Annotated in this window: 25 protein-coding genes; 12 read left to right on the top strand and 13 right to left on the bottom strand. The window is 66.3% G+C overall.

Features of this window, described 5'->3' with window-relative positions:
• Positions 1 to 54: 54 nt before the first annotated feature.
• On the top strand, positions 55 to 309 hold the full coding sequence (locus AB4Z16_RS23190) for a DUF6460 domain-containing protein (RefSeq protein ID WP_441513674.1): 255 nt from the start codon (positions 55 to 57) through the stop codon (positions 307 to 309).
• A gap of 95 nt (positions 310 to 404) precedes the next feature.
• Here AB4Z16_RS23190 and AB4Z16_RS23195 read toward each other — a convergent pair whose 3' ends face one another.
• Together AB4Z16_RS23195 and AB4Z16_RS23200 are read right to left on the bottom strand one after the other, a co-directional pair.
• Complete coding sequence (locus AB4Z16_RS23195; protein ID WP_441513675.1) at positions 405 to 1,493, bottom strand: quinone-dependent dihydroorotate dehydrogenase; 1,089 nt, start codon at positions 1,491 to 1,493, stop codon at positions 405 to 407.
• A complete protein-coding gene (locus tag AB4Z16_RS23200; RefSeq protein WP_441513716.1) occupies positions 1,490 to 1,834 on the bottom strand; it encodes a DUF952 domain-containing protein in 345 nt (114 codons plus the stop codon). The genes AB4Z16_RS23195 and AB4Z16_RS23200 overlap by 4 nt, the downstream gene beginning before the upstream one ends.
• 166 nt (positions 1,835 to 2,000) lie before the next feature.
• Between AB4Z16_RS23200 and AB4Z16_RS23205 the strand changes: the two genes are divergently transcribed.
• The gene (locus AB4Z16_RS23205) at positions 2,001 to 2,630 is read left to right on the top strand and encodes a S24 family peptidase (protein ID WP_441513676.1); all 630 of its coding nucleotides are present in this window, start codon (positions 2,001 to 2,003) and stop codon (positions 2,628 to 2,630) included.
• A 20-nt stretch (positions 2,631 to 2,650) separates the two neighbouring features.
• On the opposite strand, the gene AB4Z16_RS23210 is transcribed toward AB4Z16_RS23205, so the two are convergent.
• From AB4Z16_RS23210 to AB4Z16_RS23225, 4 genes are all read right to left on the bottom strand, one after another.
• Positions 2,651 to 4,108, bottom strand: a complete 1,458-nt coding sequence (locus AB4Z16_RS23210) for a sensor histidine kinase (protein ID WP_441513677.1) — start codon at positions 4,106 to 4,108, stop codon at positions 2,651 to 2,653.
• A gap of 11 nt (positions 4,109 to 4,119) precedes the next feature.
• A complete protein-coding gene (locus tag AB4Z16_RS23215) occupies positions 4,120 to 5,571 on the bottom strand; it encodes an FAD-dependent oxidoreductase (protein WP_441513678.1) in 1,452 nt (483 codons plus the stop codon).
• 102 nt (positions 5,572 to 5,673) lie between these two features.
• Entirely contained in the window at positions 5,674 to 8,004 is a 2,331-nt protein-coding gene (locus AB4Z16_RS23220; RefSeq protein ID WP_441513679.1) for a putative bifunctional diguanylate cyclase/phosphodiesterase, read from the bottom strand.
• A 132-nt stretch (positions 8,005 to 8,136) separates the two neighbouring features.
• The gene (locus tag AB4Z16_RS23225; protein ID WP_441513680.1) at positions 8,137 to 9,078 is read right to left on the bottom strand and encodes an enoyl-CoA hydratase-related protein; all 942 of its coding nucleotides are present in this window, start codon (positions 9,076 to 9,078) and stop codon (positions 8,137 to 8,139) included.
• 446 nt (positions 9,079 to 9,524) lie between these two features.
• Here AB4Z16_RS23225 and AB4Z16_RS23230 point away from each other — a divergent pair, with 446 nt between their 5' ends.
• The 8 genes from AB4Z16_RS23230 to AB4Z16_RS23265 all read left to right on the top strand — a co-directional run bounded on the left by AB4Z16_RS23230 (position 9,525) and on the right by AB4Z16_RS23265 (position 16,100).
• Complete coding sequence (locus AB4Z16_RS23230; protein WP_441513681.1) at positions 9,525 to 9,686, top strand: hypothetical protein; 162 nt, start codon at positions 9,525 to 9,527, stop codon at positions 9,684 to 9,686.
• A 55-nt stretch (positions 9,687 to 9,741) separates the two neighbouring features.
• Positions 9,742 to 11,031, top strand: a complete 1,290-nt coding sequence (murA, locus tag AB4Z16_RS23235) for a UDP-N-acetylglucosamine 1-carboxyvinyltransferase (RefSeq protein WP_441513682.1) — start codon at positions 9,742 to 9,744, stop codon at positions 11,029 to 11,031.
• A 45-nt stretch (positions 11,032 to 11,076) separates the two neighbouring features.
• The gene (locus AB4Z16_RS23240; RefSeq protein ID WP_441513683.1) at positions 11,077 to 11,523 is read left to right on the top strand and encodes a DUF2948 family protein; all 447 of its coding nucleotides are present in this window, start codon (positions 11,077 to 11,079) and stop codon (positions 11,521 to 11,523) included.
• 208 nt (positions 11,524 to 11,731) lie between these two features.
• Complete coding sequence (gene hisD, locus AB4Z16_RS23245) at positions 11,732 to 13,024, top strand: histidinol dehydrogenase (RefSeq protein WP_441513684.1); 1,293 nt, start codon at positions 11,732 to 11,734, stop codon at positions 13,022 to 13,024.
• A 37-nt stretch (positions 13,025 to 13,061) separates the two neighbouring features.
• A complete protein-coding gene (locus tag AB4Z16_RS23250; RefSeq protein ID WP_441513685.1) occupies positions 13,062 to 13,550 on the top strand; it encodes a UPF0262 family protein in 489 nt (162 codons plus the stop codon).
• 101 nt (positions 13,551 to 13,651) lie between these two features.
• Complete coding sequence (locus AB4Z16_RS23255) at positions 13,652 to 14,056, top strand: arsenate-mycothiol transferase ArsC (RefSeq protein ID WP_441513717.1); 405 nt, start codon at positions 13,652 to 13,654, stop codon at positions 14,054 to 14,056.
• 320 nt (positions 14,057 to 14,376) lie between these two features.
• Entirely contained in the window at positions 14,377 to 14,646 is a 270-nt protein-coding gene (locus AB4Z16_RS23260) for a hypothetical protein (RefSeq protein WP_441513686.1), read from the top strand.
• The gene (locus AB4Z16_RS23265; protein WP_441513687.1) at positions 14,643 to 16,100 is read left to right on the top strand and encodes a methyl-accepting chemotaxis protein; all 1,458 of its coding nucleotides are present in this window, start codon (positions 14,643 to 14,645) and stop codon (positions 16,098 to 16,100) included. Before AB4Z16_RS23260 ends, AB4Z16_RS23265 begins: the two co-directional genes overlap by 4 nt.
• Here AB4Z16_RS23265 and AB4Z16_RS23270 read toward each other — a convergent pair whose 3' ends face one another.
• From AB4Z16_RS23270 to AB4Z16_RS23295, 6 genes are all read right to left on the bottom strand, one after another.
• Positions 16,101 to 17,318, bottom strand: coding sequence for a phosphopentomutase (locus AB4Z16_RS23270; RefSeq protein WP_441513688.1), 1,218 nt, complete (start codon positions 17,316 to 17,318; stop codon positions 16,101 to 16,103).
• 2 nt (positions 17,319 to 17,320) lie between these two features.
• Positions 17,321 to 18,949 (bottom strand): ABC transporter ATP-binding protein, encoded by a 1,629-nt coding sequence (locus AB4Z16_RS23275; protein ID WP_441513689.1) that lies wholly within the window; start codon positions 18,947 to 18,949, stop codon positions 17,321 to 17,323.
• Positions 18,946 to 20,121, bottom strand: a complete 1,176-nt coding sequence (locus AB4Z16_RS23280) for an ABC transporter permease (RefSeq protein ID WP_441513690.1) — start codon at positions 20,119 to 20,121, stop codon at positions 18,946 to 18,948. Before AB4Z16_RS23280 ends, AB4Z16_RS23275 begins: the two co-directional genes overlap by 4 nt.
• A gap of 2 nt (positions 20,122 to 20,123) precedes the next feature.
• On the bottom strand, positions 20,124 to 21,209 hold the full coding sequence (locus AB4Z16_RS23285; RefSeq protein ID WP_441513691.1) for a microcin C ABC transporter permease YejB: 1,086 nt from the start codon (positions 21,207 to 21,209) through the stop codon (positions 20,124 to 20,126).
• 7 nt (positions 21,210 to 21,216) lie between these two features.
• On the bottom strand, positions 21,217 to 23,085 hold the full coding sequence (locus AB4Z16_RS23290; RefSeq protein ID WP_441513692.1) for an extracellular solute-binding protein: 1,869 nt from the start codon (positions 23,083 to 23,085) through the stop codon (positions 21,217 to 21,219).
• A 188-nt stretch (positions 23,086 to 23,273) separates the two neighbouring features.
• Positions 23,274 to 23,816, bottom strand: a complete 543-nt coding sequence (locus AB4Z16_RS23295; RefSeq protein ID WP_441513693.1) for a c-type cytochrome — start codon at positions 23,814 to 23,816, stop codon at positions 23,274 to 23,276.
• Positions 23,817 to 24,018: 202 nt separating this feature from the next.
• Between AB4Z16_RS23295 and AB4Z16_RS23300 the strand changes: the two genes are divergently transcribed.
• Complete coding sequence (locus AB4Z16_RS23300) at positions 24,019 to 24,753, top strand: 3-deoxy-manno-octulosonate cytidylyltransferase (RefSeq protein ID WP_441513694.1); 735 nt, start codon at positions 24,019 to 24,021, stop codon at positions 24,751 to 24,753.
• A gap of 80 nt (positions 24,754 to 24,833) precedes the next feature.
• On the top strand, positions 24,834 to 25,688 hold the full coding sequence (locus AB4Z16_RS23305) for a prephenate dehydratase (RefSeq protein ID WP_441513695.1): 855 nt from the start codon (positions 24,834 to 24,836) through the stop codon (positions 25,686 to 25,688).
• Between the two features lie 39 nt (positions 25,689 to 25,727).
• Here the strand turns inward: AB4Z16_RS23305 and AB4Z16_RS23310 are convergent, their stop codons facing one another.
• Positions 25,728 to 25,955, bottom strand: coding sequence for a helix-turn-helix domain-containing protein (locus AB4Z16_RS23310; protein ID WP_441513718.1), 228 nt, complete (start codon positions 25,953 to 25,955; stop codon positions 25,728 to 25,730).
• Between the last annotated feature and the right edge of the window lie 89 nt (positions 25,956 to 26,044).

Genomic DNA, 26,044 nt, shown 5'->3' on the forward strand with positions numbered 1-26,044 from the left:
AGCGCGGAAGCGCCCCGGATCGACTTGGGGCGCAACAGGATGACGATTGCTTCCATGGAACGGTTTCTCGGCGGCTCGCCCCTCAGCGTCCTCGTCCGCCTGATCTTCATTTCGCTGCTGGTCGGGGCAGCGATGGCATTCCTCGGCCTGTCGCCGCAGAGCCTCTACGAGGCGGGGGCACGCTTCATCCGCTCGATCACCGGGCTCGGCTTCGGCGCGGTGCGCGAGGTCGGCCAGTGGATAATCGCCGGCGCCCTGATCGTCGTGCCCCTGTGGCTGCTGGTGCGGCTCTTCGCGGCGCGGAAGTAAGCTGCCTTCAATCTCGGGCGAAGCAACGCTTCGACCCGAGAATCGCATGACGAGAAGTCTCGGGTTTCCGAGATGTTCGGGGCGTTGACGTCTAGTTACAGACTCTCGCCGCGGGCGATCGCGGCCGCATCGCGCCCGATCAGGGCGGTGAGGCGGGTGAGGCCGGCGCGTCGCGCCTGGGCCGCAAGTCCGGCCTTGATCTCCTTCGCTAGCCCCGGCCCCTTGAAGACCATCGCGGAGTAGAATTGCACCAGCGTCGCGCCGGCGCGGATCTTGGCGAAGGCCGTCTCGGCCGAATCGACGCCGCCAACGCCGATCAGCGGGAACTGCCCTTCGACGCGCAGGAAGGCCTCGGCCAGGATGCGGGTCGAGGCGGTGAAGAGCGGCTTGCCGGAGAGCCCGCCGGTCTCGGCCTTGGCGGCGCTGCGCAAGCTCGCCGGGCGCGTGACCGTGGTGTTGGAGACGATCAACCCGTCGATGCCGCGCTTGCGGGCGACTGCGATCATGCCGTCGAGCTCGGGCATGGTCAGGTCAGGCGCGATCTTGACGAGGATCGGCGTGCGCCGGCCGCTGCCGGCTACGTCGTCCCGTGCTGCGAGCGTACGCGCCACGAGGTCGTCGAGCGCAGCTTCCGCCTGGAGGTCGCGCAGGCCGGGCGTGTTCGGCGAGGATACGTTGATCGTCAGGAAATCGGCGAGCGGTGCCAGCCTGCGAGCGAGCGTGGCATAGTCGGCCGCGCGGTCGGCCGATTCCTTGTTGGCACCGAGATTGACGCCGACGAGCCCGCCGCGGCCGCGCCTGGCCGTTAGCCGGGCGGCGACAGCCTCCATGCCCTCGCTGTTCAGGCCGTAGCGATTGATGACGGCCTCATCCTCGATCAGTCGGAAGACGCGGGGACGCGAATTGCCGGGCTGCGGCAGCGGCGTCACCCCGCCGACCTCGACGAAGCCGAAGCCCAGGCCCAGCGCGCCGTCAATCGCCTCGGCATTCTTGTCGAAGCCAGCCGCGAGCCCGACGGGGTTCGGGAAGGTCAGGCCGAATGCCTCCGTCGCCAGCACGGGGTCGTCCGATCCGGGCTTCAGCGCGGGGGCCGCGGCCAGCGCCGTGACGGCGAGCCGATGCGCCGTCTCCGCATCCATGCGGTGGATCAGCGGCCGGGCGAGGTTAAACAGGCTGCCGATCATGCCAGATCCTCCGGGATGGTGTGGCCGCCGTCGATCCCGAGCGGCAGCGGCGCTACCCAGCGCACGGCCTTCGGATCGAGGGCAGCGTAGAGATGTGGGAACAGCGCTCCGCCGCGAGAGGGCTCGTAGCGCAAGGCCGGGCCGAGGCGCGAATCTTCGACCGCGATGAGCAGGAGTCCGTCCTGTCCGGCAAAGTGCTTTGCTGCCGTTTCCGCAAGCTGGGCTGCCGTTGAGAAATGGATGTAGCCGTCCGCGAGGTCGACGGGCGCGCCATCGAAGCGTCCATTCCGCTCCGCTTCGCGCCAGAGCGGGGCGGGGCATATCTTGTAGATCAGAGGCACCGGCAGTCTCTCGGAAACAGGTCGGGCCACGGCTTAATCCCTGGCGGGAGGATTCCGCAAGCGTTAGCCGGATTGCGGCAAGAATTGGATTGAAATCTTAGGAGATAGGGGATATTTCCTATGCTCAATCCCCGCCCGGCGACAAGAGCAATGCGAGGTCTGCGCGATGCTGTCACATGACCAGATCTGGGGGGCGATCGATATGCTCGCCCAGCGCTACGGTTTCACCGCCTCGGGGTTGGCGCGCAAGGCTGGCCTCGACGCCACCACCTTCAATCGTTCCAAGCGTGTGGCTCCGGATGGGCGCGAGCGCTGGCCCTCGACGGAGTCGATCGCCAAGATTCTGGCCGCGACGGGCGCCTCCCTCGACGAGTTCATGAGCACCGTATTGCGGCGGGAGCCCGCGCCGGCGCGCACCATCCCGCTGATCGGCTTCGCCCAGGCAGGTTCCGGCGGTTTTTTCGACGATGGCGGCTTTCCAGCCGGTACCGGCTGGGAGGAGGTCGCTTTTCCGGGCGTGGCCGACGAGAAGGCCTATGCGCTCGAGATTTCCGGCGATTCGATACTGCCGCTCTACCGCGACGGCGACACCATCATTGTCTCGCCGACAGCGACCGTGAGGCGCGGTGACCGCGTCGTGGTCAAGACGGTGGAGGGGGAGGTGCTGGCCAAGCAGCTCAAGCGCCAGACCGCGAAAACGATCGAACTCGCCTCGCTTAATCCGGAACACCCCGACCGGGTCCTGAATCACGCCGACATCGCCTTCATGGCGCGAGTGATCTGGGCGAGCCAGTAGGCGCTTGGCGCCGGGGCTCGTCAGTGGCCGTTGCTCCGACGCAGCGGCAGGGTGACCTTGAACACGGCGCCGGCGGGGCAGGGCTCGAGCTCGATCGCGCCGCCATGCAACCGGACCAGTTCGGCCGCCACGGCAAGCCCGAGCCCCGTGCCGCCTGGCGTCACCGAGCCGCGGAAGGCCTGGAAGAGATTGGCCCGCGCACGTTCGGGCACGCCTGGCCCGTTATCGATGACACGCAGGGCTACCGAGCCGTTCACCGGCCCTGCGGTCACCGCCAACAGCGGCTGGGCGTCGGCTTCCGCCCCGGCCTGGGTCAGGGCCTGGACGGAATTGCGCATCAGGTTGGTCAGCACCCGTGCCATCTGGTCGGGGTCGCAGGGCGCTATCAGTTCGGCAGGGACGCGGTTCTCGAAGCGCAGCCGCCCGTCACCGGGCAGGCCGAGCATCTCCGCCTGCTCCGTGACGAGTTGCCGCAGGGCGACCTCGCGGAGAACCGGCGGCGCCTCCGCTGCGCGGCCATAGGCGAGAGTGGCCTGGCAGAATTCGATGGCACGCCCCAGCGTCGCGATCAGCCGCGGTGCGAAGCGGCGGATCTTGGCGTCGCGGGTCTCGATGAGTTGGTCCGACATGAGCTGTGCCGCCGCCAGCATGTTGCGTAGGTCGTGGTTGATCTTGGAGACGGCGAGGCCGAGCTCGGCGAGGTGCTTCTTCGTGCGCAGTTCGTCGGCGAGCGTTTCCTGCATGCGGGCGAGCGCGCGCTCCGCCTCGCCAATCTCGTCGGCGCGCAAGGTTGGCTCGATGATGCGCTGGGGGTTCTCGGGGTCGGCCTCGAACTCCATGACGTTCGCTGCCAGACGCCGGATCGGCCCGATGATCAGGGCGTTGAGGGCGATATAGACCGCAAGCGCCGTCAGCCCGGTGATCAGCAGCGAGATCAGCAGCAGGCTCCAGGAGAATTTCAGCATCGCGCGGCGCAGAGGCGCCTCGTCGATGACGATCTCGACGAAATCGGCACCGCCGACCGCTTCGCCGACCACCCGGATCGGCATGGTGGCGGGAGAGACGAGCACCGCGACCGCTTCCTCGATCGCGTTGATCCAGGAGAGATTCCGCAGGTCGATCGAGCGCGAGACTTCCGGCGGCGGCATCGAGTCGAGGCTGAGCAGCCGGCGTGCGCCGCCGACGCGGGCGGCGATCGATCGGGCGCCGACGCCCATCAGCAGCCGGTTCTCGCTGCCTTCCGGCAGTCCGTCCTCCGGCGCGCCCTCCAGCACCAGGGCGGCGACCTGCGCTGCAGCGATCCGGTCATGCAGCCAGTTCCGCCGGAAATTCGCGATGGAGGGCAGGTAGATCACGACCTCCGCCAGCATGACGAAGAGCACGGTGAAGAGCAGCAGTTTTGCGGACAGGCCAAGGCGCGTCAGGCCGCGTGGCTGACTGATCGACAGATCGTTCCTGGGCAGGGCGGGGTGATGCATTGAAGCCAATCTTACCCGAAGCGCCGCAGAAAGCCGATCAAGCGGCGCAGGCGAGGATTTGCAGTCGACGGGACATGGAACGAGAGCGCCGCCCTGCGCGAGCCGTCCGAACGAGCAAATGTGGGCGCCACCACCGCCGCCATATCGGAAGCCGCGAGCCCAGCCTTGGCTGCGACACACCATGGCGCGATCAACTCGGCGGCACCGGCACCCACAATGGTGACACCGAGGATGCGGCCTTTGCGGTCGGTGACGAGCTTGACGAAGCCCTCGGTCGAGCCGGCGGCGCGGGCATCGGCGACTTCGGCAAAAGGCCAGCGCAGCACCTGGATCGCGCCGGCCTTGGCTCTTGCTGCGGCTTCGGACAGGCCGATCGCTGCGATCTCCGGCTGGCACCAGCCGACGCGAGGGTAATTCGCCGGGTCAATGCGGGCGGGCTGGCGAAACAGGATGCTGCGCAGCGCCACGCCGGCGTGGTCATCGCCGGCCTGGTCGGTCGCTGGCGCCGCCGCTCCGCCGGCACAGCCCCCCAGGGCGTAGACGCGGCGATTGCTTGTCCGCAGGCCCTTGTCGACGATGATGCCGGAGGCGTCATGGCTGATGCCGCCGAGGTCGAGATCGAGCGCGGCGATCTCCGGCCGGCGCGGTCCGGCCGACAGCAGATGTGAGCCCTCGACGACGGTTTCGCTCCCATCGCGAGCGAGAACGAGGCGAAATCCGGATCGGCTGCGTTCGCCTCGGATGGGTGTGGCGCCCTCGTGCACCACAAGCCCCTCGCGCAGCAGACGCCGGCGAACCAGCAGCGCCGCTTCCGCATCATGGTCGGGCAGCAATCCTTCCGGGGCGACGAGCGTCGCCGTGCTTCCGAGGCGTCGCAGGGCCTGTGCCAGTGCCGCGCCGGTCGCACCGCCGCCGAGGATGACAGGACGTTCGGGCAGGCGGGTCAGTTCGGATAGTTCGTCCGGATCAATCAGCGGCACCGTCTCGAGGCCCGGCAGTTCCGGGCGAGGCGCGCGTGCGCCGGTGGCGATGACGAAACGCCGGGCCTTGATCGCTTGCGCGCCCGCGCGGACCGTGCTCCGGCTGGCGAAGCGTGCCTCGCCTCTCAAAATGATGATCCCGAGGGCCTTCAGCCGTTCCTCGGCATGATTCGCGGCCTCTGCGGCCAGCGTACGCTGAATATGGTCGTGAAGCTGCGCCGGGCTGGCCTGCGGATCGCCAGTCTTGAGTCCGAAGCGGCCGGCTTCGCGCATCGCCTGCGCGGCCGCCCCCGCTTCGATCAGCGCTTTCATGGCCAGCGGGCCGGAACTGCCACCCAACGCACTTCGCTCGATGAGAACCACGGACACGCCGAAGGCCGCGGCAGCCGTGGCCAGCGCTATGCCGTTGCCGCCTGCGCCGATGACGCAGATGTCGGGTGTCAACGCGGCGGGGTTCGCCGCCTTGGCCGTGCCGTCGCTCACCGGATGTCCCGCTTCGCTCTCATCCTCGATCGCTGATGCGTTGTCCGGCCGACGGAATCAAGGCCGGCGCGCTCCGATCACGCGGGATTGCCCGCATAAGGCTCAAGCGACGCTGCGGTTCCCGCCTCTGCCATTGATGGTCGCGAGAGGTTCGGGCCGGCCGAACAGGAAGCCCTGGGCGCGGTGGGCCCCGAGCAACTGGACGGCGATGCGCTGCTGCTCGGTTTCGATGCCCTCGACCACGACGTTCATATGGAGCCGGCGAGCGAGCTGGCACACCGCTTCGATAACGGCCTTGGAAGCTTCGTTGGTGTGCACCTCGCGGGCGAAGCTCTGGTCGATCTTCACCTGCGCGAACGGGTAGGTCGAGAGATAGGCGAGCGAGGAGTAGCCGGTTCCGAAATCGTCGAGCGCGAAGGTCACGCCGAGCGCCCGCAATTCGTCGAGCACCGAAAGCGCCAGCTTGTCGTCCTCGATCAGCAGCGATTCCGTGACTTCGAGCATCAGCCGCCGCGATTCGAGATGCGAAGAGAGGAGCGCGCTTTTGACCGTCTCGACGATGCGGCGGGGCTCGCGGAACTGCAGCGGCGAGACGTTCACCGAGACGCTGATGCCCGGTTCCCAACTCGCGGCATCCTTGCAGGCCTGCCGGATCGCCCAATCGCCCATTGAGGCGATCAGGCCGGATTGCTCGGCGATCGGAATGAAAACGCCAGGCGGCACCATGCCGCGGGTCGGATGGCGCCAGCGCATCAGCGCCTCGCGCGAGACGATCTCCTGCGTCTTCAGGTCGATGATCGGCTGGTAATAGAGTTCGAGCGTGCCATCCGCGCAGGCCTTGCGCAGATCGACCTCGATCTCATGCCGCTCGAGCATTTCCTCGGCCATGGTCGGGTTGAAGAACATCAGTGTGTTCCGACCGGCGGACTTCGCCTTGTAGAGCGCGGTATCGGCATGGCGCAGGAGATCGGCCGGGGTGCTTCCGTCATGCGGCGCCATGGCGATACCGACGCTCGCGGTCACATAGACCGTCTTGCCCTCGACATCGAAGGCGCGGGTCATCGCATTGATCATGCGCTGCGCGATCGCCGTGACGATGGTGTGTTCGGCGGAGGGCAGGACCAGCAGGAACTCATCGCCGCCGAAGCGGGCCAGCATGTCGTTGCTGCGGATCGCGCCGCGCAGGCGGCTGGCAGTCTCCATCAGCACGTGGTCGCCGATGTCGTGGCCCAGGCTGTCATTGACCTGCTTGAAGCCGTCGAGGTCGAGATAGAGCAGCGCGAAGGCCTCGCCGGTGCGGTCGAGCCGCGCGAAGGCCTCGGCGATCTGCGTGTTGTACTCGAACCGGTTGGCGAGCCCTGTCAGCTCGTCGAAGCGTGCCATCTGCTCGATGCGCGCCTCGGTTGCCTTCCGCTCCGTGGCGTCCTCGGTCAGCATGAGGATGCCGCCTTCGGCAGCCGGCGCGAAGGTCACAACCAGCACGAGCCCGCTGCGCGTCACGACCTCGTGGCTCGCTGCTTGCTGGGTGCTCTGGACCATGGTCAGGGCCATGCGGATCTCGCGCAGTTGCTCTTGGCTGATCACCTGGCGCTCGACCAGGAAGCGCGCGATCGCCGTCAGCGGCGTGCCGGGCAGGGCCAGCGTCTCGGGCAGGCCGTAAAGCGTGCTGTGCGGCCTGTTGCCGACTGCCAGCTTGAGATTGCGGTCGAACATCGCCAGCCCGTCGATCATCGTGTTCAGGGCGGCGTCGAGAGTGAGGTTCTGCGAGTGCAGTGCCGAGGCGAGCGCCTTTGAATGCTTCGTCGCATCGCTGAGAGCCAGCAGGTTCCGATGCAGCGAGTTGGTGATCGCGATGTTCGCGGCCACGTAGAGGAAGGCGAAATAGCCGATATAGCGGTAATAGGGGTTCTGCGCCGCGATCAGCCCGATCGCCATCGGGATGCAGAAGGTCATGAGCTGCACCGCGACGAATTTGGGGCGGCCCGCATTGCGCGCGACGTAGCCGGAAGCCAGGGCGATCGTGGACGCGACCGAGGTGATGTGCGCGGCTGGGTCGTTCGCGTGAACCAGCGCGACATAGCAGCTGTAGCCCAGCACAGCGCTGAAAATCGTGGCGCCGAGGAAGTAGTCGCGATCCCAGCGGCGAGTCTGGGCGTAACTGTCGTGGGCGTGGTTCCGTCGGCGATAGGCCACGACGGTGAGGAGACGCAGGACGACGATGAGCGTCACCAGCAGGGTGAGGCCCATGAAGATGTCCATGCCGGTCGAAAGCCAGCACAAGAACGGGGTGAGAATACCGGCGATACCGCCGGGAATGATCGACGCCGGCGACGAGAAAAGCGAGCTGACCAGCAGCGTGTAGCCGGTCAGGTCGACATCGTCGGCCTTCTCGCGCCCGCCAGCTGCCATCAATCGCTTCAGCGTGCCCGACATCTACTCCTGCCTTTGCCGCGAGCGCGATCATGCACGCTAGGCTCAAACCTAGCGCATCATCAAAGGTTTCTATGGGAGCAGAGGTAAATGCTTCGTGTGACTCTAGTGCCGTACGGGACGATCCAGCCGCATTCAGACCGGTGCCAGGTGTCTTTGGTAAACGCGCGCTAACATGCGGTCCTGCGTCTGTGCGATGCGCTGCAACTTCGAGATCGCGCTGGGGCTGAGCCGCAGCATGCAGTCGGTCCAGATTTGGCCGAGATGGCCGAGTTCTTCGCGCAGGTCGCCGGAGCGGCGATTGAAGGCCGAAAAGAGCGCCGTCTTGGCTGCGTGGATCGGCAGGGCATCGGAGCAATATTTGCGGATCCAGGCTTCGCCGGTGCCGGTCGGGACGACCGCCTCGAGGCCGCCCGCCGCCATGAACTCCTGCGCGCTCATCTCCTCGCCGGAGAGCAGCATCTGCTCCGCCGCACGCTGGCCCATCCGGCGCGACAGGATCGCGACCGCGGTGATCGGGAAGTGGTTGAACTTGATCTCCGGGTAGACGAACGAGGCCTGCTCTTCGGCGATCATCACATTGCACGAGCGCGGCGCGTCGATGCCGCCGCCGATCGCCTTGGCGTGGATGGTCGAGAGGGTGATGACCAGCCCGTTGAGGCCGCCCGAATTCCAGATCGCCCCTTCCGCTGACAGCCGTGCATATTCGGCGAGCGCGGCGCGGTCGTTCTTGGCCAGGCAGTCGAGATAGAAATCGAGATCACCACCGAGCGTGAAGAACGGGCCAGCGCCGCGGAAGGCGAGGAAGCGCACCGGAGCGCGGTGATACTGGTCCGGCGCTCCCCAGAGGGCCACGATCGCGCTCTGAATCTTCACCAGGCTGTCGAGCAGCTGCAGCGTGAAGACCGGCTTCAGCTCGGGCCGGATCGTGACCCAGAGCGTCTTGATGTCCGGCTCGTAGGCGATCTCCACCTCCGGCAGGAAGCCGGCCTTGTAGCGGATCGCGTCGATGACCTCGCAGCTTTCGAGCAGGGCCGGCGAAACGGTTTCTGCTCCGATCTTCAAGGACTGCAACACGACGCCACCCCCGGAACTGCCTGATGTCGTGCAGACTAAACGAGCTTAACAAACTGTAAACGGAAACTCCCGGAAATGGTTAATAGCGTTAAGTTTTTTCCGGTGACCAAGCGTCATGCCGCCGGTCTCGGAGCGGGGAGGCGCCCTGTCGAGGCAAGAGGCGGGCCTTTGCGGAGGGGGCGGGGGGAGCAGGAAATTTCGATGGGGCGTGATATCGGGAAAGAAATTGCTGGGATCGGCGGCGCGTGCGGGATGATCGATCCAGGGGCTTCCGGGTCGGGCTTTTCCTGATCCGCAATGGCACAGTGCTTTGCCGCATCCTGAAACGGTGTCCCGGTGTGGCGGCGCTTGTCCGAAGGCGGATGTGGGGGTAACCATGGCGCCGCGAATTCGCCGCGTTCCCGCGTTCAAACAGCCAAGTTGCAAAACACCGCCGAGCTGATGCCGTGACCCGCCAGACAGCCGAGGACGAGAAGCAGGCGCGCCTTGCCGCCGCGCTCCGCGAGAACCTGAAGCGCCGCAAGGCCCAGGCTCGCGCTCGCCGCTCGGAGGAGGCGGGGACGCAGAAGCCGGCGCCGCCCGCTCAGGCCGAACCTCCCCGGTCCTGACCTCCCTTACTCACATGGGCTGCCGGGTTTCCGTGCGGCCGAGCAGGACCTGACGATGGACAAGATCCGCATCACCGGCGGCCAGCGCCTCAATGGCGCGATTCCGATTTCGGGCGCCAAGAACGCCGCCTTGCCGCTGATGATCGCGAGCCTGCTGACCGACGAGACCTTGACGCTGACCAATGTGCCGCGCCTCTCGGACGTCACCGCCCTCTCGCGCATCCTGTCCAATCACGGCGTCGATCGCACCGTCGCCGGCAAGCGCATCGGCCAGTCCGCCGAGACCGGCCAGAACATCTCGCTGACAGCGCGTCAGATCGTCGATACCTGCGCGCCCTACGAACTGGTTTCGACCATGCGGGCGAGCTTCTGGGTGATCGCGCCGATCCTTGCCCGCATGGGCGAGGCCAAGATCTCGCTGCCGGGCGGCTGCGCCATTGGCACGCGGCCGGTCGATCTGCTGCTCATGGCCCTGGAGAAGCTCGGCGCCGAGATCGTGATCGAGAATGGCTACGCGCTGGCGCGTGCGCCCAAGGGGCTGAAGGGTGGCGAGATCGTCTTCCCGAAGGTCACGGTCGGCGGCACGCACACCGCCTTGATGGCCGCGGTCCTTGCTGACGGCACCACTGTGATCGAGAATGCTGCGCGCGAGCCCGAAGTCACCGACCTCGCCGCCTGCCTCGTCAAGATGGGTGCCAAGATCGAGGGTGCCGGTAGCTCGCGGATCGTCGTGACTGGCGTTTCTCGCCTCGGCGGCGCACACCACACCGTCCTGCCGGACCGCATCGAGACCGGCACCTATGCCATGGCGGTGGCCATGACCGGCGGCGATGTCGTGCTGGAGGGCGCGCGCGCCGACCTGCTTCAGTCCGCGCTCGACGTGCTGACCAAGGCCGGTGTCGAGGTGGATGAGACCAATGAAGGCATTCGCGTGCGCCGCAACGGCCGCGGCATCGAGGCGGTCGATGTCGATACCGATCCCTTCCCCGGCTTCCCAACCGATCTGCAGGCGCAGTTCATGGCGCTGATGACCAAGGCCAAGGGCACCTCGCGCATTCGCGAGACCATCTTCGAAAACCGCTTCATGCATGTGCAGGAACTCGCCCGGCTCGGCGCGAAGATCCGGCTCGACGGCGACGTCGCCCATGTCGAGGGTGTCGAGAAGCTCACCGGCGCGCCGGTGATGGCGACCGATCTGCGTGCTTCGGTCTCGCTCGTCATCGGCGGCCTCGCCGCCGAAGGCGACACCACCATCAACCGCGTCTATCATCTCGACCGCGGCTTCGAGGCCCTTGAGGCCAAGCTCACGCGCTGCGGCGCGGTGGTTGAGCGCATCAGCAGTTGATTCTGGACTGTTGATTTTCTCGAGGCGGCTCGGCAGAACACGATCATGTCAGACGATGCCGCCGATCCACTTAAGCTCATCGCGCTCGATGCAGACGATCTCGCGGTCGTCTCGGCGCATCTTCAGGACGCGGTGCTGAAGGCCGCCGATCTTCGCTACCTGCCGGCCGAGAAGCGCTTTGCGCTCGCTTTGCGCCGGTTCGACTGGGAGGGGGCGCAGCACGGCAAGCGCCGTCGCCGGCTGGCGGCGCTGCATTTCGACCGGGTGCTCTCGGTGCGCAGCGCCAAGCTCGACAAGAACGATCCGGACAAGGTGCTGAACCTTCTCGCCATCACCTTCGACCAGGGTGATGATCCCGCTGGTGACGTAACGCTGAATTTCTCCGAAGGCGCCGCGATCCGCCTCTCCGTCGAATGCGTGGAGGCCCAGATGAAGGACCTCGGGCCGGTCTGGGAAGCCGTGGCGACGCCCGGCCATCCCAACGGCGCCTGACGAGGCGGCTCGCTCGCCAGTTTTCCGGCCCTGCCGGCTTCAAGCCGCGACAGCCTTCGTCTAAGAACGCGCCGTCATCCTGGACAGGCCGCCAAGCGGCGCCGACCGAGGATCCGTCGAAGGCCTGGGCTGCCATGATGGATTCCGGGCTTGTGCTGCGCTACGCCCGGAATGACGGCTATAAATCCGGATAAGCCCGAGGATGCCAATGCCGATCAGGCTCGACGACAGGGACGCAGGTTTCGCAGAAGGCTTCGCCGCTCTGCTGTCCGCCAAGCGTGAGGTCTCTGAGGAGGTCGATCGGATCGCGGCCGATATGATCGCCGAGGTGCGCGCAAAGGGCGACGCCGCGCTCATCGGTTACACCAGCCGCTTCGATAAGCTGGACCTCACACCGGGGACACTGCGCGTCGACGAAGCCGAGATCGACGCCGCAGTTGCTGCCTGCTCCGCCGAATTGCTCGTGGCGCTGGAGACCGCCCGCGAACGCATCGCCACCTACCACGAACGCCAGAAGCCGACGGATTCCTGGGTCAAGGATGCCGCGGGCGTCGAAGCCGGCTGGCGCTGGAGCGCGATCGAGGCGGTCGGTCTCTATGTGCCCGGTGGCACGGCGAGTTACCCATCTTCGGTGCTGATGAACGCGATCCCCGCCAAAGTCGCCGGCGTGCCGCGCATCGTCATGGTCGCCCCGACACCGCGCGGCGAAACCAATCCGCTCGTGCTCGCGGCTGCGCGGCTCGCCGGTGTCGACGAGATCTATCGCATCGGCGGTGCTCAGGCCGTCGCGGCGCTCGCCTATGGCACGGAAAGCATCGCGCCGGTCGCCAAGATCGTCGGCCCCGGCAACGCCTATGTCGCGGCAGCCAAGCGCCGCGTCTTCGGCCAGGTCGGTATCGATATGATCGCCGGCCCGTCCGAAGTGCTGGTGATCGCCGATCGCACCGCCAATCCGGACTGGATCGCGGCCGATCTGCTGGCGCAGGCCGAGCATGACGTCTCGGCCCAGTCGATCCTGATGACGGACGATGCCGCGCTCGCTGCCGAGGTCGAGAAGGCGGTCGCGGCCCAGCTCGCGACGCTGCCGCGCGCCGAGATCGCCGGCAGGAGCTGGCAGGAATTCGGTGCCATCCTGCTGGTCGCCGATCTCGAAGCGGCCGTGCCGCTGGTGGACCGCATCGCGCCCGAGCATCTCGAGATCATGACGGCCGAGCCCGAGCGCCTGGCCGGCCTCATCCGCAATGCCGGGGCGATCTTTCTCGGCGGTCATACGCCCGAGGCGATCGGCGACTATGTCGGCGGCCCCAACCATGTGCTGCCGACGGCGCGCTCGGCGCGCTTCTCATCGGGCCTCGGCGTCGGCGACTTCATGAAGCGAACCTCGCTGCTGAAATGCGGCCCCGATGGCCTGCGGGCCCTGGCTTCGGCCGCGACGCAACTCGCCGAATCGGAGGGGTTGCAGGCGCATGGCCGATCCGTGACGATCAGGCTCAATCTCTGAGCGTCGGTCACTGAGCGACGCCGCAGCGGGAGGGGCGATGCCCGACGTTTCGACTTCCAACAAGCAGTGCCTTGTCGGCGTCACACTCGACGAGAACTCGCTGGGGCGCGGCTCGCCCGATCAGGAGCATGAGCGCGCGGTCGCGATCTACGACCTGATCGAGCGCAACCGCTTCGTCGTGCCGGAGCATGATGGCGGGCCCTATCTCGCCCATCTCGCCATGGTCGAGCGGCGCCTCGTCTTCGAGGTCAAGGAAGCGGACGGCGCGGCCGTCGTTACCCACCATCTCTCGCTCAGCCCGTTCCGGCGCATCATCAAGGACTACGAGCTGATCTGCGAGAGCTACTACGCCGCGATCCGCACGGCGACGCCGACGCAGATCGAGGCGATCGACATGGGCCGGCGCGGCCTCCACGACGAGGCGGCCGGCATCCTGGCCGAGCGACTCGCCAACAAGGTGGAGATCGATTTCGACACGGCCCGCCGCCTCTTCACGCTGATCTATGCCCTCCACTGGAAGGGCTGACGCGCTTGGAGCACAGGATCTCTTCAGGCGAGGTGGAAGCCGGTTCGCGTGAAGACGATGCGGCGCAGGGCCTGCCGCGCAAGATCCAGAGCGTGCTGTTCATGTGTGCGATGAACGCCGTGCGCTCGCCCATGGCCGAGGCGCTGGCCAAGCACTTCTTCGGAAAGTCGATCTATGTCCAGTCGGCCGGTGCCCGCAAAGGCGAACCCGATGGGTTCGCGCTCGCGGTTCTCGACGAGATCGGCATCGATCTCAGCCGCCACAAGCCGAAATCGGTCGAGGAGCTGGAGGAGTGGGAAGGGCTCAACTTCGACCTGATCATCTCGCTCTCGCCCGAGGCGCATCACAAGGCGCTGGAGCTCACCCGCACCCACGCCGCCGAGGTCGAATACTGGCCGACCGTCGATCCGACGGTGTTCCAGGGCTCGCGCGAGCAGAAGCTCGAAGCCTATCGCGAAGTCCGCGACACGCTGATCAAGCGGATCAAGCAGCGTCTCCAGCGCTAAGAGGCGCATGCGCTGCCCCGCAGCGCATGCGCCTCGGCCGATCCGTCTAGCCAGGTCGAGGCTGCGCGCAACCCATTGAGGATCAGGTCGAGCGGGCGGCCGCGCCCGTGCCGGCGCCGCCCCTCATCGCAAGCAGATGAAGCGTTTAAGTGAAATTTTACGCAGTTCCGCTTGGGTTCCGGCGAGCGGCCGTCTCACATTGGTTCCAGCCTATGCCTTCAGTCCCCGTCCCGGAGCCTTGCGCGTCGCGCGAGGATAGGCTGTCGTTTTCCGGTGGCCTCGCGGTTGTCTGCCTTTGCCTGATCGTCAGCGTCGGAGCCATGGCAAGCCTGCCGCGCGCGCAGGACGGCAAAGTGCCCGGGGCGATCGTCTTTCCGCCCTGGGTCAGTGCGGCCGAAGCGATTTCCCTCAGCCTTGCGACGGGTCATCGCGTCCTGCGCAGCGGGCGGCTGCCTTCGATCGTCGTGGTCGCGCCCACGGCCCCGGCCGATGTTGCGGCCGCGCTCCCGCCGGGCGCCTGGTTCTCGCTTGTTCTGACAGGCCTGGCCGGCTGCCTCGATGCCTCCGCCGCGATGGAACCCTCGCGATGATATGGTCGCTTTCCACCGTTCGCCGCAGGGTAGCGCAGGTCCTGCTCGCGCTCGGATTCCTGCATGTGCCGCTTCTCGCGCTGGCTTTCTGGGCCCATGACGAGACCGGGCTCGTTTCCGTCGCGGTAGCGGCTTTGGCCGCTCTTCTGGCGCTGGCGTGCTACCGCCTGAACGGGCCGGCGATCGTGACCCAGCTCGTCATCGCGACGATGTTGATCGGGCAGGTCTCGATGCTGGTCTTCAGCTTTGCCGGCAATTCCTGGCAGCCGGACATGCATATGTACTATTTCGCGATCCTGGCTTTGCTCGCAGGGTTCTGCGACTGGCGGCCGATCGTGTTGGGCGCCTTGCTGACGGCGCTGCATCATCTCGTCCTGCAATATGTCTTGCCGGCTGCGGTGTTCTATCAGGGCGGCAGCTTGCTCAGGGTTCTGCTGCATGCAGTGATCGTCGTCATCGAAACGTCCTTCCTTGCTATGTTGGCGGTGATCCTGCAGCGCATGTTCACGATGAACGAGGCGAATCTCGCGCGGGCCGAAGCTGTGGCCGAGCGCGAGCGCGTCGCAGGCGAGAAGGAACGCAATCTGGCGGAAGAGCTGGGTCGCCGGGCCGGAAAACTGCGCGATGTCGTATCTGGTTTTCATGTCCAGATGGAGCAGGCCATGGCGGTGCTCGATCATTCCGCTGTCGCGATGAAGACCGAGGCCGGCGCCTTGACCAGCACCTCCGATCAGGTACGGCGGCAGACCGCGCTGGTTTCCGCCTCGGCGGCGGGTACGATGGAGAGCATCGAGCATCTCTCGGCGGCGAGCACGGAGCTCGTCGCCTCGATCGGCGAGATCGGCCGCAACGCCGGCCATTCCGCCGATGGCGCGAAATCGGCCGCCTCGCTGGCGCGCCATGCCAGTGCGGAAATCGAGAATCTCGCGCATAGCAGCGAGAATGTCGGCGCCGTGGTCGAGATCATTCGCGGCATCGCGGCACAAACCAGCATGCTCGCGCTCAATGCTACGATCGAGGCGGCGCGTGCCGGAGAGATGGGGCGCGGTTTCGCAGTCGTCGCCAGCGAGGTGAAGACGCTCTCTTCCCAGACCGCGAAGGCGACCGACGAGATCTCGCACCAGATCGGCGCGATGCAGCAGGCTTCACAGCGTTCGCTCAAGGCCATCCGCGAGATCGTCGAGTCGATCGGCGAGGTCGAGAGCGTCGCCGATGCGATCGCGCTTTCCGTCGGCGAGCAAAGCCGGGCAACCGCCGAAATCGCGCATCAGGTGCGGCTGTCCTTCCAGGGAGCACAGCAAAGCGCCGACGTCGCCGGCGGCTTCGAGGTCATGACGCAACAGACCCATGGCGCCGCTCAGCAGCTTCAGGGTGCCGCGAACGTGCTGGCTCAGCAGGCGCAGGATATCCGCCGCGAGGTCGCGAGCTTCTGCAATCGGGTCGCCGCTGCCTGACTACCAGTGGCGGCCGGGCCCGACCGGTCCGACGCCGAGGAAGACGCCAAGGCTCGCCGCGATATCGGCGAAGCTTTCGCGCCGACCGAGCGGCTCCGGCGCGATACCTGGCCCGAAGGCGAGGATCGGCACGTGCTCGCGGGTATGGTCGGTGCCGGGCCAGCTCGGATCGTTGCCGTGGTCGGCTGTGATGACGGCGATGTCGCCCGGCCTCAGCGCGGCTTCGATATGGGGCAGAAGCCGGTCGAAGGCTTCCAGCGCCGCCGCATAGCCCGGAATGTCGCGCCGATGGCCGTATTCGGTGTCGAAATCGACGAGGTTCACGAAACAGAAGCCGCCATCGTGCAGCCCGTCCCAGGCTTCGAGCGCCGCCTCGACCATGGCCGCATTGCCGAAGGGCTTGATCTCGGTGCCGGTAGCGCGATGGGCGAAGATGTCGCCGATCTTGCCGATGGTGACGACCGTGCGACCCTGCGCCGTCAGTCGATCGAGAAGTGTCTCATCCGGCGGCGGGATGGCGAAGTCCTTGCGGTTGCCCGTGCGGGTGAAGCCCTCTTCCGGCGAGCCGATGAAGGGCCGCGCGATCACGCGCCCGATCCGCAGCGGATCGACGAGACCGCGCACGACCTTGCAGAGCGCATAGAGCCGGTCGAGCCCGAAATGCTCCTCGTGCGCCGCGATCTGGAGAACGGAATCGACCGAAGTGTAGCAGATCGGCTTGCCCGTCCGGATATGCTCGGCTCCAAGCTCCTCGATGATCACCGTGCCAGAGGCGTGCTTGCTGCCGAGGATGCCGGGCAGCGCGCCTTCCTTGACGATGCCGGCGATCAGCTCCGGCGGAAAGGAGTTCTCAAGGTCTGTGAAATAGCCCCATTGGAACGGCACAGGGCAACCGGCGATCTCCCAATGGCCGGACGGCGTGTCCTTGCCCTGGCTGACCTCGACGCCATAGCCCCAGCGGCCCTCCGGTCGCGCCGGCTTGGCGGCGCCGGCGAGCGGGCGGCCGGTCGAAGCTTCGCAGGCATGAGCGAGGCCGAGCCTCACGAGGTTCGGCAGCTGCAATGGACCGCTGCGCAGTCCTTCGCGGTCGCCCCGCCCGTCCGCGCAGGCTTCGGCGATATGGCCGAGCGTATCGGAGCCGGCATCGCCATAGACGGCTGCATCGGCCGCGCCGCCGCAGCCGACCGAATCCAGCACGATCAGGAGGGCACGAGCCATGGTCAGTCCCTCACCGAGCCGCCATTGGCGGTATCGAGGTTGAGCGCGGCCGCCAGCAGCGCCTGCGTATAGGCCTCGCGCGGCTGGGCGAAGATCGCCTCTGCCGGGCCTTCCTCGACCACCTTGCCGTTCTGCATCACCACCACCCGATGCGACAGCGCCCGCACGACCTTGAGGTCGTGGCTGATGAAGAGATAGCCCAGTTTGCGCCTAGTTTGCAGGCCGCGCAGCAATTCGACGATCTGAGCCTGCACGGACATGTCGAGTGCCGAGGTCGGCTCGTCTAACACCACGAATTTCGGATCGAGCGCCATGGCCCGCGCAATGGCGATGCGCTGGCGCTGGCCGCCGGAGAACTCGTGCGGATAGCGGTCCATCGCCGCCGGATCCAAGCCCACATCGGCGAGCGCCTGCGCCACGATCTCGCGGCGGCGCTGATAGGTGAGGTCGGGTTGCTGGATGGCGAGCCCCTCAGCGACGATCTCCGCCACCGACATGCGCGGCGAGAGCGAGCCGTAGGGGTCCTGGAAGACGACCTGGAGGTTCTTGCGCTTCGGCCGCACCTGCTCGCTTGAGAGCCCGTCGATGCGGTCGCCGAGGAAGACGATCGGCCCCTCAGAGGCGATCAGTCGGAGGATCGCCAGCCCCAGTGTGGTCTTCCCCGAGCCGGATTCCCCGACGATGCCCAGCGTCTCACCCTCGCGGACCTTTACCGAGATGCCGTCGACCGCCTTCACATGGCCGGTCACGCGGCGCAGCATGCCGGACTTGATCGGGAACCAGACCTTGACCGGCCCGGCTTCGAGCAGCGTCGCAGCGTCCGTCGGGACAGGGGAGGGGCGTCCCTTCGGCTCTGCGGCGAGCAGGCGCTTGGTATAGTCGTGCTGCGGATTGGCGAAGATCTCGCTGACCGGTCCCTGCTCGACGATCTTGCCCTTCAGCATCACGCAGACCCGGTCGGCGATGCGGCGGACGATGCCGAGATCATGGGTGATGAACAGCATCGCCATGCCCAGCCGTGCCTGAAGCTCCTTGAGCAGCTTCAGGATCTGGGCCTGCACGGTGACGTCGAGCGCCGTGGTCGGCTCGTCGGCGATCAGCAACTCCGGCTCGTTGGCGAGCGCCATCGCGATCATCACGCGCTGGCGCTGGCCGCCGGAGAGCTGGTGCGGATAGGCGTCCAGCCGGCTCCGCGCGTCGCGGATGCCGACCAGTTCCAGCAGCTCCAGGGTGCGGGCGCGGGCCTTCTCTCCGCGTAAGCCCTTGTGCAGTTCGAGGATCTCGCCGATCTGGCGCTCGATGCTGTGCAGCGGGTTGAGCGAGGTCATCGGCTCCTGGAACACCATCGTGATGTCGTTGCCGCGCACCTTGCGCATCGCGTCTTCGTCGGCGGCGATCAGGTCCTGTCCGTTGAACAGCACCTTGCCCGAGGGGTGATGCGCCGCCGGATAGTTCAGGAGCTTCAGGATCGACAGGGCCGAGACCGACTTGCCGGAGCCGGATTCCCCGACCAGCGCCAGCGTCTCGCCCTTGGCGATAGAGAAGGAGACATGATCGACCGCGAGCGTCTCCCGCCCGCCCTGGCGAAAGGCGACAGAGAGGTCCTCGACGGAGAGAAGCGGCGCGCTCATGCGAAGGTCTTCCGCGGGTCGAAGGCGTCGCGCACGGCTTCGCCGATGAAGATCAGCAGCGACAGCATCAGTGCGATCACCATGAAGCCGGAGAGGCCGAGCCAGGGCGCCTGAAGGTTCGCCTTGCCTTGTGCCAGCAGCTCGCCCAGCGAAGGGGAGCCCGGCGGCAGGCCGAAGCCGAGGAAGTCGAGCGAGGTCAGGGTGGTGATCGAGCCGTTGAGGATGAAGGGCAGGAAGGTCAGCGTAGCGACCATGGCGTTGGGCAGCAGGTGGCGCCACATGATGGTGCGGTTGGAGAGTCCGAGTGCGCGCGCCGCCCGTACATATTCGAAATTGCGCGCCCGCAGGAACTCGGCGCGCACGACGCCGACCAGGGCGACCCAGGAGAACAGCAGGAGGATGCCGAGCAGCACGAAGAAGCCGGGCGTGATGATCGCGGCCACGATGATCAGCAAATAGAGCGCGGGTATCGAGGTCCAGATCTCGATCAGGCGCTGGAAGATCAGGTCGGTCCAGCCGCCGAAATAGCCCTGTATCGCGCCTGCCGCGATGCCGATCACCGACGAGAAGGCACAGAGAATGAGGCCGAACAGCACGGAGATGCGGAAGCCGTAGATCAGCCGCGCGACCACGTCCCGGCCCTGATCGTCGGTGCCGAGCCAGTTCCATTCGAGGTCGCGGCAAGTTGAACCGCCATTGCGCTCCGCGATCGGCTTGCATTGCTCGTCCTTGAGCATCCAGGTCGGCGGGGCCGGGGCGGGCACCGGCAGGTCGAGATTATGCGTGCGGTAGGAGTAGCGGATCGGCGGCCAGATCGCGAAGCCGTTGGCCGCGATCTCCTTGGCGATGACCGGGTCGCGATAGTCGGTGGTGGCGAGGAAGCCGCCGAACTTCTCTTCGGGATAGTTCACCGCGATGGGGAACAGCCATTCGTCCTTGTAGCGCACGACGAGCGGCCGGTCGTTGGCGATGAACTCGGCGACGAGCGAGAGCAGGAACAGGGCGAGGAAGAGCCAGAGCGACCACCAGCCCCGCCTGTTCGCCTTGAAGTTGTTGAGCCGGCGCCGGTTGATCGGCGAGAGCTTGAGCCAGCCCTGCGTCGCCTCGGCCGGCGCGAGCGGGATGTCGCTGCGCAGGGCCGGGGGCGGGGCGTCGATCAGCGTGTCGCTCATGCTCACGCCTCCCGGCTCTCGAAATCGATGCGGGGATCGACCCAGCTATAGGTCAGGTCGGTGATCAGATGCACGACGAGGCCGATCAGCGAGAAGATGTAGAGATTGGCGAAGACGACGGGATAGTCGCGGTTGACGATCGCCTCGAAGGACAGCAGCCCAAGCCCGTCGAGCGAGAAGATCGTCTCGATCAGGAGCGCACCGGCGAAAAGCGCATGCACGAAGGCACCGGGGAAGCCGGCGATCACGATCAGCATCGCATTGCGGAAGACATGGCCGTAGAGCACGCCGCGCTCGCTGAGGCCCTTCATCCGCGCGGTCAGGACGTATTGCTTCCTGATCTCGTCGAGGAATGAGTTCTTGGTCAGTAGCGTCGAGGTGGCGAAGGCACCGAGCGCCATCGCCAGAACCGGCAGCGTGATGTGCCAGAGATAGTCCGTCACCTTCCCGAAGAGGCTGAGCTCCCCCCAGTTGTCGGAGGTGAGGCCCCTGAGCGGGAAGATCTGCCAGAAGGAGCCGCCGGCGAAGAGCACGATCAGGAGGATCGCGAAGAGGAAGCTCGGAATGGCATAGCCGACGATGACGACGGCGCTCGTCCAGGTGTCGAAGCGCGAGCCTTCCTTCACGGCCTTGCGGATGCCGAGCGGGATCGAGATCGCATAGGAGAGCAGGGTCATCCACAGGCCGAGCGTGATCGAGACCGGCAGCTTCTCCTTGATCAGCTGCAGTACGGGGGCATCGCGAAAATAGCTGCGGCCGAAATCGAAGCGGGCATAGTCGCCGAGCATCTTCAGGAAGCGCTCATGCGCCGGCTTGTCGAAGCCGAACTGCTTTTCCAACTCCTTGATGAAGGCGGGGTCGAGCCCCTGCGCTCCGCGATAGGCTGATGCCTCGCTTTGCGCGCCGGCATCGCCCATCTGGCCGCCGCCGACACGATCGGCCGCGCCGCTGTTGGGGTTCTGGAGCTGAGAGATCACGCGCTCGACCGGCCCGCCCGGCGCGAATTGCACGATGACGAAGGAGACGAACAGGATGCCGAACAGCGTTGGCACCATCAGCGCGAGGCGCCGGACGATATAGCTCAGCATGCCCGCGTCACGCCTTTCCGATCCGCTTGGCCTTCTCGGGATCGTACCACCAGATCGCCGGCGCGCCGGAGGAGAATTTCGGCTTGGTCGCCGGCCGGTCGTACATGTCCCAATAGGCCAGCCATTCCTCGTCGTTCCACCACATCGGAATCCAGTAGCGCCCCGCCCGCAGCAGCCGGTCGAGGCATTTGGCGGTGACGACGACCTCGGCATAGCTCTTGGCCTGGCCGACCTTCTCGATCATCGCGTCGATGGCGGGGTCGCTGATGCCGGCGGCATTGCGCGAGCCTCTGGTCTTCGCCGCTTCCGAGCCATAGACGATGCTGAGCGTGTCGCTGGGGATCGCGCCGCCTGAAAGCGCCCGGCTGATGATGTCGAAATCGAACTCGTCGAGGCGGCGCTGATACTGCGCGGGATCGACGAGGCGCGAGGTGGCGTTGATGCCGAGCCGCTTGAGATTGGCCTGGAAGGGCTGCGTATGCGGCTGCAGCGCCGGGGAGGAGTCGAGGAACTCGATCTCGAAGGGCTGGCCGTTCGGCAGCTTCAGCACATTGCCGTCGCGCTTGCAGCCGGCGGCGCGCAGCATTTCGTCGGCCTTGCGCAGCAGGTTGCGATCGCTGCCCGAGCCATCCGAGACCGGCGGCAGGAAGGGCTCGCCGAAGACCTCGTTCGGCACCTTGCCCCGCCAGGGCTCGAGCAGCGCCAACTCCTCCGGCGAGGGCTTGCCGACCGCCTTGGAATCCGAATTCTCGAAATAGGACGTCATGCGCTCATAGGAGCCGAACATGATGGTCTTGCGCGTCCATTCGAAGTCGAAGGCGAGGCCGAGCGCCTCGCGGATGCGCGGATCGGCGAATTTCTCGCGCCGCGTATTGTAGATCCAGCCCTGCGAGCCGACGGGCTCGGTTTTCGGCAGGGCCTCCTTCTTGACCTTGCCTTCATGGACTGCCGGGAAGTCGTAGCCCGTGGCCCAGATGCGCGAGGTGAATTCCTCCTGGAAGGTGATGGCCCCTGCCTTGAAGGCCTCGAAAGCCACTTGCCGGTCGCGGAAATACTCCCAGCGCACCCGGTCGAAATTGTTGGTGCCGATATTGACCGGCAGATCCTTGCCCCAATAGTCCGGTACGCGTTCGAATTCGATGAAGCGGCCCTGCTCGAAGCGCCCGACCTTGTAGGCGCCCGAGCCCAGCGGTGGCTCCAGGGTCGAGGCTGTGAAATCCCGCGTCGACCAGTATTTCTCGGAGAAGACCGGCAGGCCGGCGACGACGAGGTGCAGGTCGCGTCCGCGCTTCGGCGAGAGCGTCACCACGAGGATGTCGTCACCCTCGGCTTGCGACGAGGCGAGCTCGTTGAGCAGGAGCCGGTAAGACGGATGGCCCTTGGCCTTCAGGATATTCATCGAGAAGGCGGCATCGCGCGCCGTGACGCGTGAGCCGTCATGGAAGCGCGCTTCCGGCCGCAGGCGAAAGCGATAGGTCAGCTTGTCCGGCGATACTGCGACGCTCTTGGCCAGCAGCCCGTAGAGCGAGCCGGGCTCGTCGCCCGAGCCCGCCATCAGGCTGTCGAAGCAGGCATCCATGCCAGCCGCGCCATCGCCTTGCAGCACGAAGGTGTTGAGCGTGTTGAAGGTGTCGAAGCTCTGGTTTCCGCCTGCGCGCTTGATCTGGACGGTGAGCAGGCCACCCTTCGGCGCCTTGGGGTTCACATAGGCGAAATGCGGAAAATCGGGCGGCAGGGCGAGCTCGCCGAAAGTCGAAAGCCCGTGCGATTCGGCGTCCTGCGCCAGCGCCGCTCCGGAAAGGCCGGGCAGGGCGCCCGCGACCGCAGCAGTGCCTGCGGCTTCCAGCAATCTGCGGCGTGTGATGCGCATCGCCATCGTTTCGCGTCTCCGTCTGATTCGCCGTTGTCCTATCTCGCCTGAGCCGAGGGTTACGGCAATGGTCGGCAAGAGCCGGCATTAGCCGGATTGTGCGGGCAAGCCGAAGGCGGGAGCAAGGCGAGGGCCAAACAAAAAGCCGGGCAAAAGCCCGGCTTGTCGTAGCGAATGGTCGCAGCTCCCGCCGATCAGGGCTTCGGCAGCGGCTGCGGCGAATCCGCCAGCGAATTCAGATAGGCGACGACGTCGGCGCGGGTCTCGGGCTTGCTGATGCCGGCGAAGGCCATGGCGGTGCCGGGCACGTAAGCCTTCGGGTTCTTCAGGAAGTGGTCGAGCGCGTCGGCGTCCCAGTTCTTGTCGTTGCGGCCCTTCATCGCGGCCGAATAGCCGAAGCCCTCGACGGAGCCCTCGTTGCGGCCGAAGACGCCGAAGAGATGCGGGCCGACCTTGTTGGCGCCGCCCTTCTCGAAGGTGTGGCAGGCCTTGCAGGCGCCGGTGGCCTTCTCGCCCTTGGCCGGGTCGGCCTTGACGAGGCGAACGGCGATCGGCTCCTCAGCGGCGGCTGCAGGGGCGCCACCACCCGCGGCGGCCGGCTCCTCGCTCGGCAGATCGAAGCCCGGAACGGCCGGCTTCTTCGGCGCGAAGACGATGCCCGCCGCCATGTTGAGGCTCATCACGACAAGCAGCGTGGAAAGAACCGCGCCGGCGATCTTGTTGGCTTCGATATTCATCGTATCCGAACCTTGGTGCCCTCCGCGGCCGAGGCCCGGGAGACGAGTAGCGCATAGCCGGAGTCTCGAAAGCCTCCAGCCTCCGCCGTTGCTTAACCGCTTTGCGCGCTTCATTGCAACTCGTATAAGCACGCTCCGCTTTGAGACTTTTTGACGCCGTCCGCCGCAACCAGCAGCCTCCCTGTCGAGCCCGCCCACAAACATGTCGAATCCGCTGATCCTGATCCCCGCCCGCATGCAGGCAATGCGCTTGCCCGGCAAGCCGCTCGCCGACATCAACGGCGAGCCGATGATCGTGCATGTCTGGCGCCGGGCTATCGAATCCGGCGCCGGCGACGTCGCCGTGGCGACGGATGCGCCCGAGATCGCCGCCGCCGTCGAGGCGGCCGGGGGCAAGGCGGTGATGACCAGCGCCGGCCACCAGACCGGCTCGGACCGCATCAAGGAAGCCGCGGATATCCTCGACCCGCAGCGGCGCTACGACATCATCGTCAACGTGCAGGGCGATTTCCCGACGCTGGAACCCTCGGCCATCGCCGCGGCGGTGAAGCCGCTCGCCGATCCGGCTGTGGATATCGCGACGCTTGCAGGCGTGATCACCGACGAGGAAGAGAAGGTCGCGCCGAGCGTGGTGAAGCTGATCGGCAGCGAGATCGCGCCGGGCCACATGCGTGCGCTTTACTTTACGCGCGCTACCGCGCCGGCAGGAGAGGGGCCGCTCTATCACCATGTCGGCCTCTACGCCTATCGCCGTGCCGCACTCGATCGCTTCGTCAGCCTGCCGCAATCGCCGCTGGAACTGCGTGAGAAGCTCGAGCAGCTGCGCGCGCTCGAGGACGGCATGCGCATCGACGTCATGGTCATCGACCATGTGCCGCGCGGCGTCGACACGCCCCCCGATCTCGATCGCGCCCGCGCGATCCTGAAGTCCCGCTAAGGCCGTTCCAGCAAGACCGCATCGCGGCTTTGCGTTCGGAATTGCGTCAAAACAAGAAGCTGAGGAGCCTGAGAGTCCCCATGTCCTTCGTCGTGTCCTACCAAGGTGAGCCCGGAGCCTTCTCCTCGCAGGCGGCTCTCCAGGTGTTTCCGGACTGCGAGCTTCTGCCTTGCGCTACCTTCGAGGATGCTCTCGCCGCTGTGAGCGACGGCAAGGCGCGCTACGGCATGATCCCGATCGACAATTCGATCGCAGGCCGGGTCGCCGATATCCATCACCTGCTGCCGCGTTCCGGCCTGCACATCATCGGCGAGCATTTCCTGCCGATCCGCTTCCATCTGATGGGCGTCGAGGGCGCGACGCTGGCGACGGTGAAGACCGTACAGAGCCATATCCACGCGCTCGGTCAGTGCCGCAAGATCATCCGCAAGCTCGGCCTCAAGGCCGAGGTTGCGGCCGACACCGCCGGCTCCGCCCGGCAGGTCGCCGAGGCCAAGGACCTGACCCGCGCGGCGATCGCCCCCCGCATCGCGGCGGATGTCTACGGCCTCAACATCCTGATGGAGGATATCGAGGACGAGAAGCACAACACCACCCGCTTCGTCGTGCTTTCGAAATATCCGGAATATGCCCGCCAGGGCGCGGGCAAGACCGTGACGACGCTGATGTTCCGCGTCCGCAACATCCCGGCCGCGCTCTACAAGGCGATGGGCGGCTTCGCCACCAACGGCATCAACATGACCAAGCTGGAAAGCTACATGGTCGACGGCCTGTTCTCGGCGACGATGTTCTATGCCGATGTCGAGGGCCATCCCGACGACCCGGCGCTGAGGCGCGCGCTCGACGAACTCACCTTCTTCTCCAAGGAGATGAAGATCATGGGCGTCTATCCCGCCAGCGAGTTTCGCTCCACCATCGAGGAACCGGCGGAGTAGGAAACGCTGGTCGGCGAGCCCCCCGCTTTCGCCGGGGGCTCACGAAACCGAGCCCTGGGGCGGCTCCGGCACCTCGTAGCCCTCCGCCCCATAGCTGTTGATCTTGTTGCGCAGTGTGCGGATCGCGATGCCGAGCAGATTGGCGGCATGCGTGCGATTGCCGCCGGTTTCCCGCAACGTGGCGAGAATCAGGTCGCGTTCGACATCGGCGACAGGCAGACCGACGAGCTGCTCCACGGCGGCGTGCTCAGGATCGAGGTCGTGCATGGTCACGGTCCTTTCCGAGCCCCCCAAAGCCCCAGGACCATGCAAGGGGGCGCCCTTGATGGTTAAGGAGTGGTAAAGACGGGCGCCAC

Source organism: Allobosea sp. TAF32, from assembly GCF_052113585.1.
Taxonomy (GTDB): domain Bacteria; phylum Pseudomonadota; class Alphaproteobacteria; order Rhizobiales; family Beijerinckiaceae; genus Allobosea.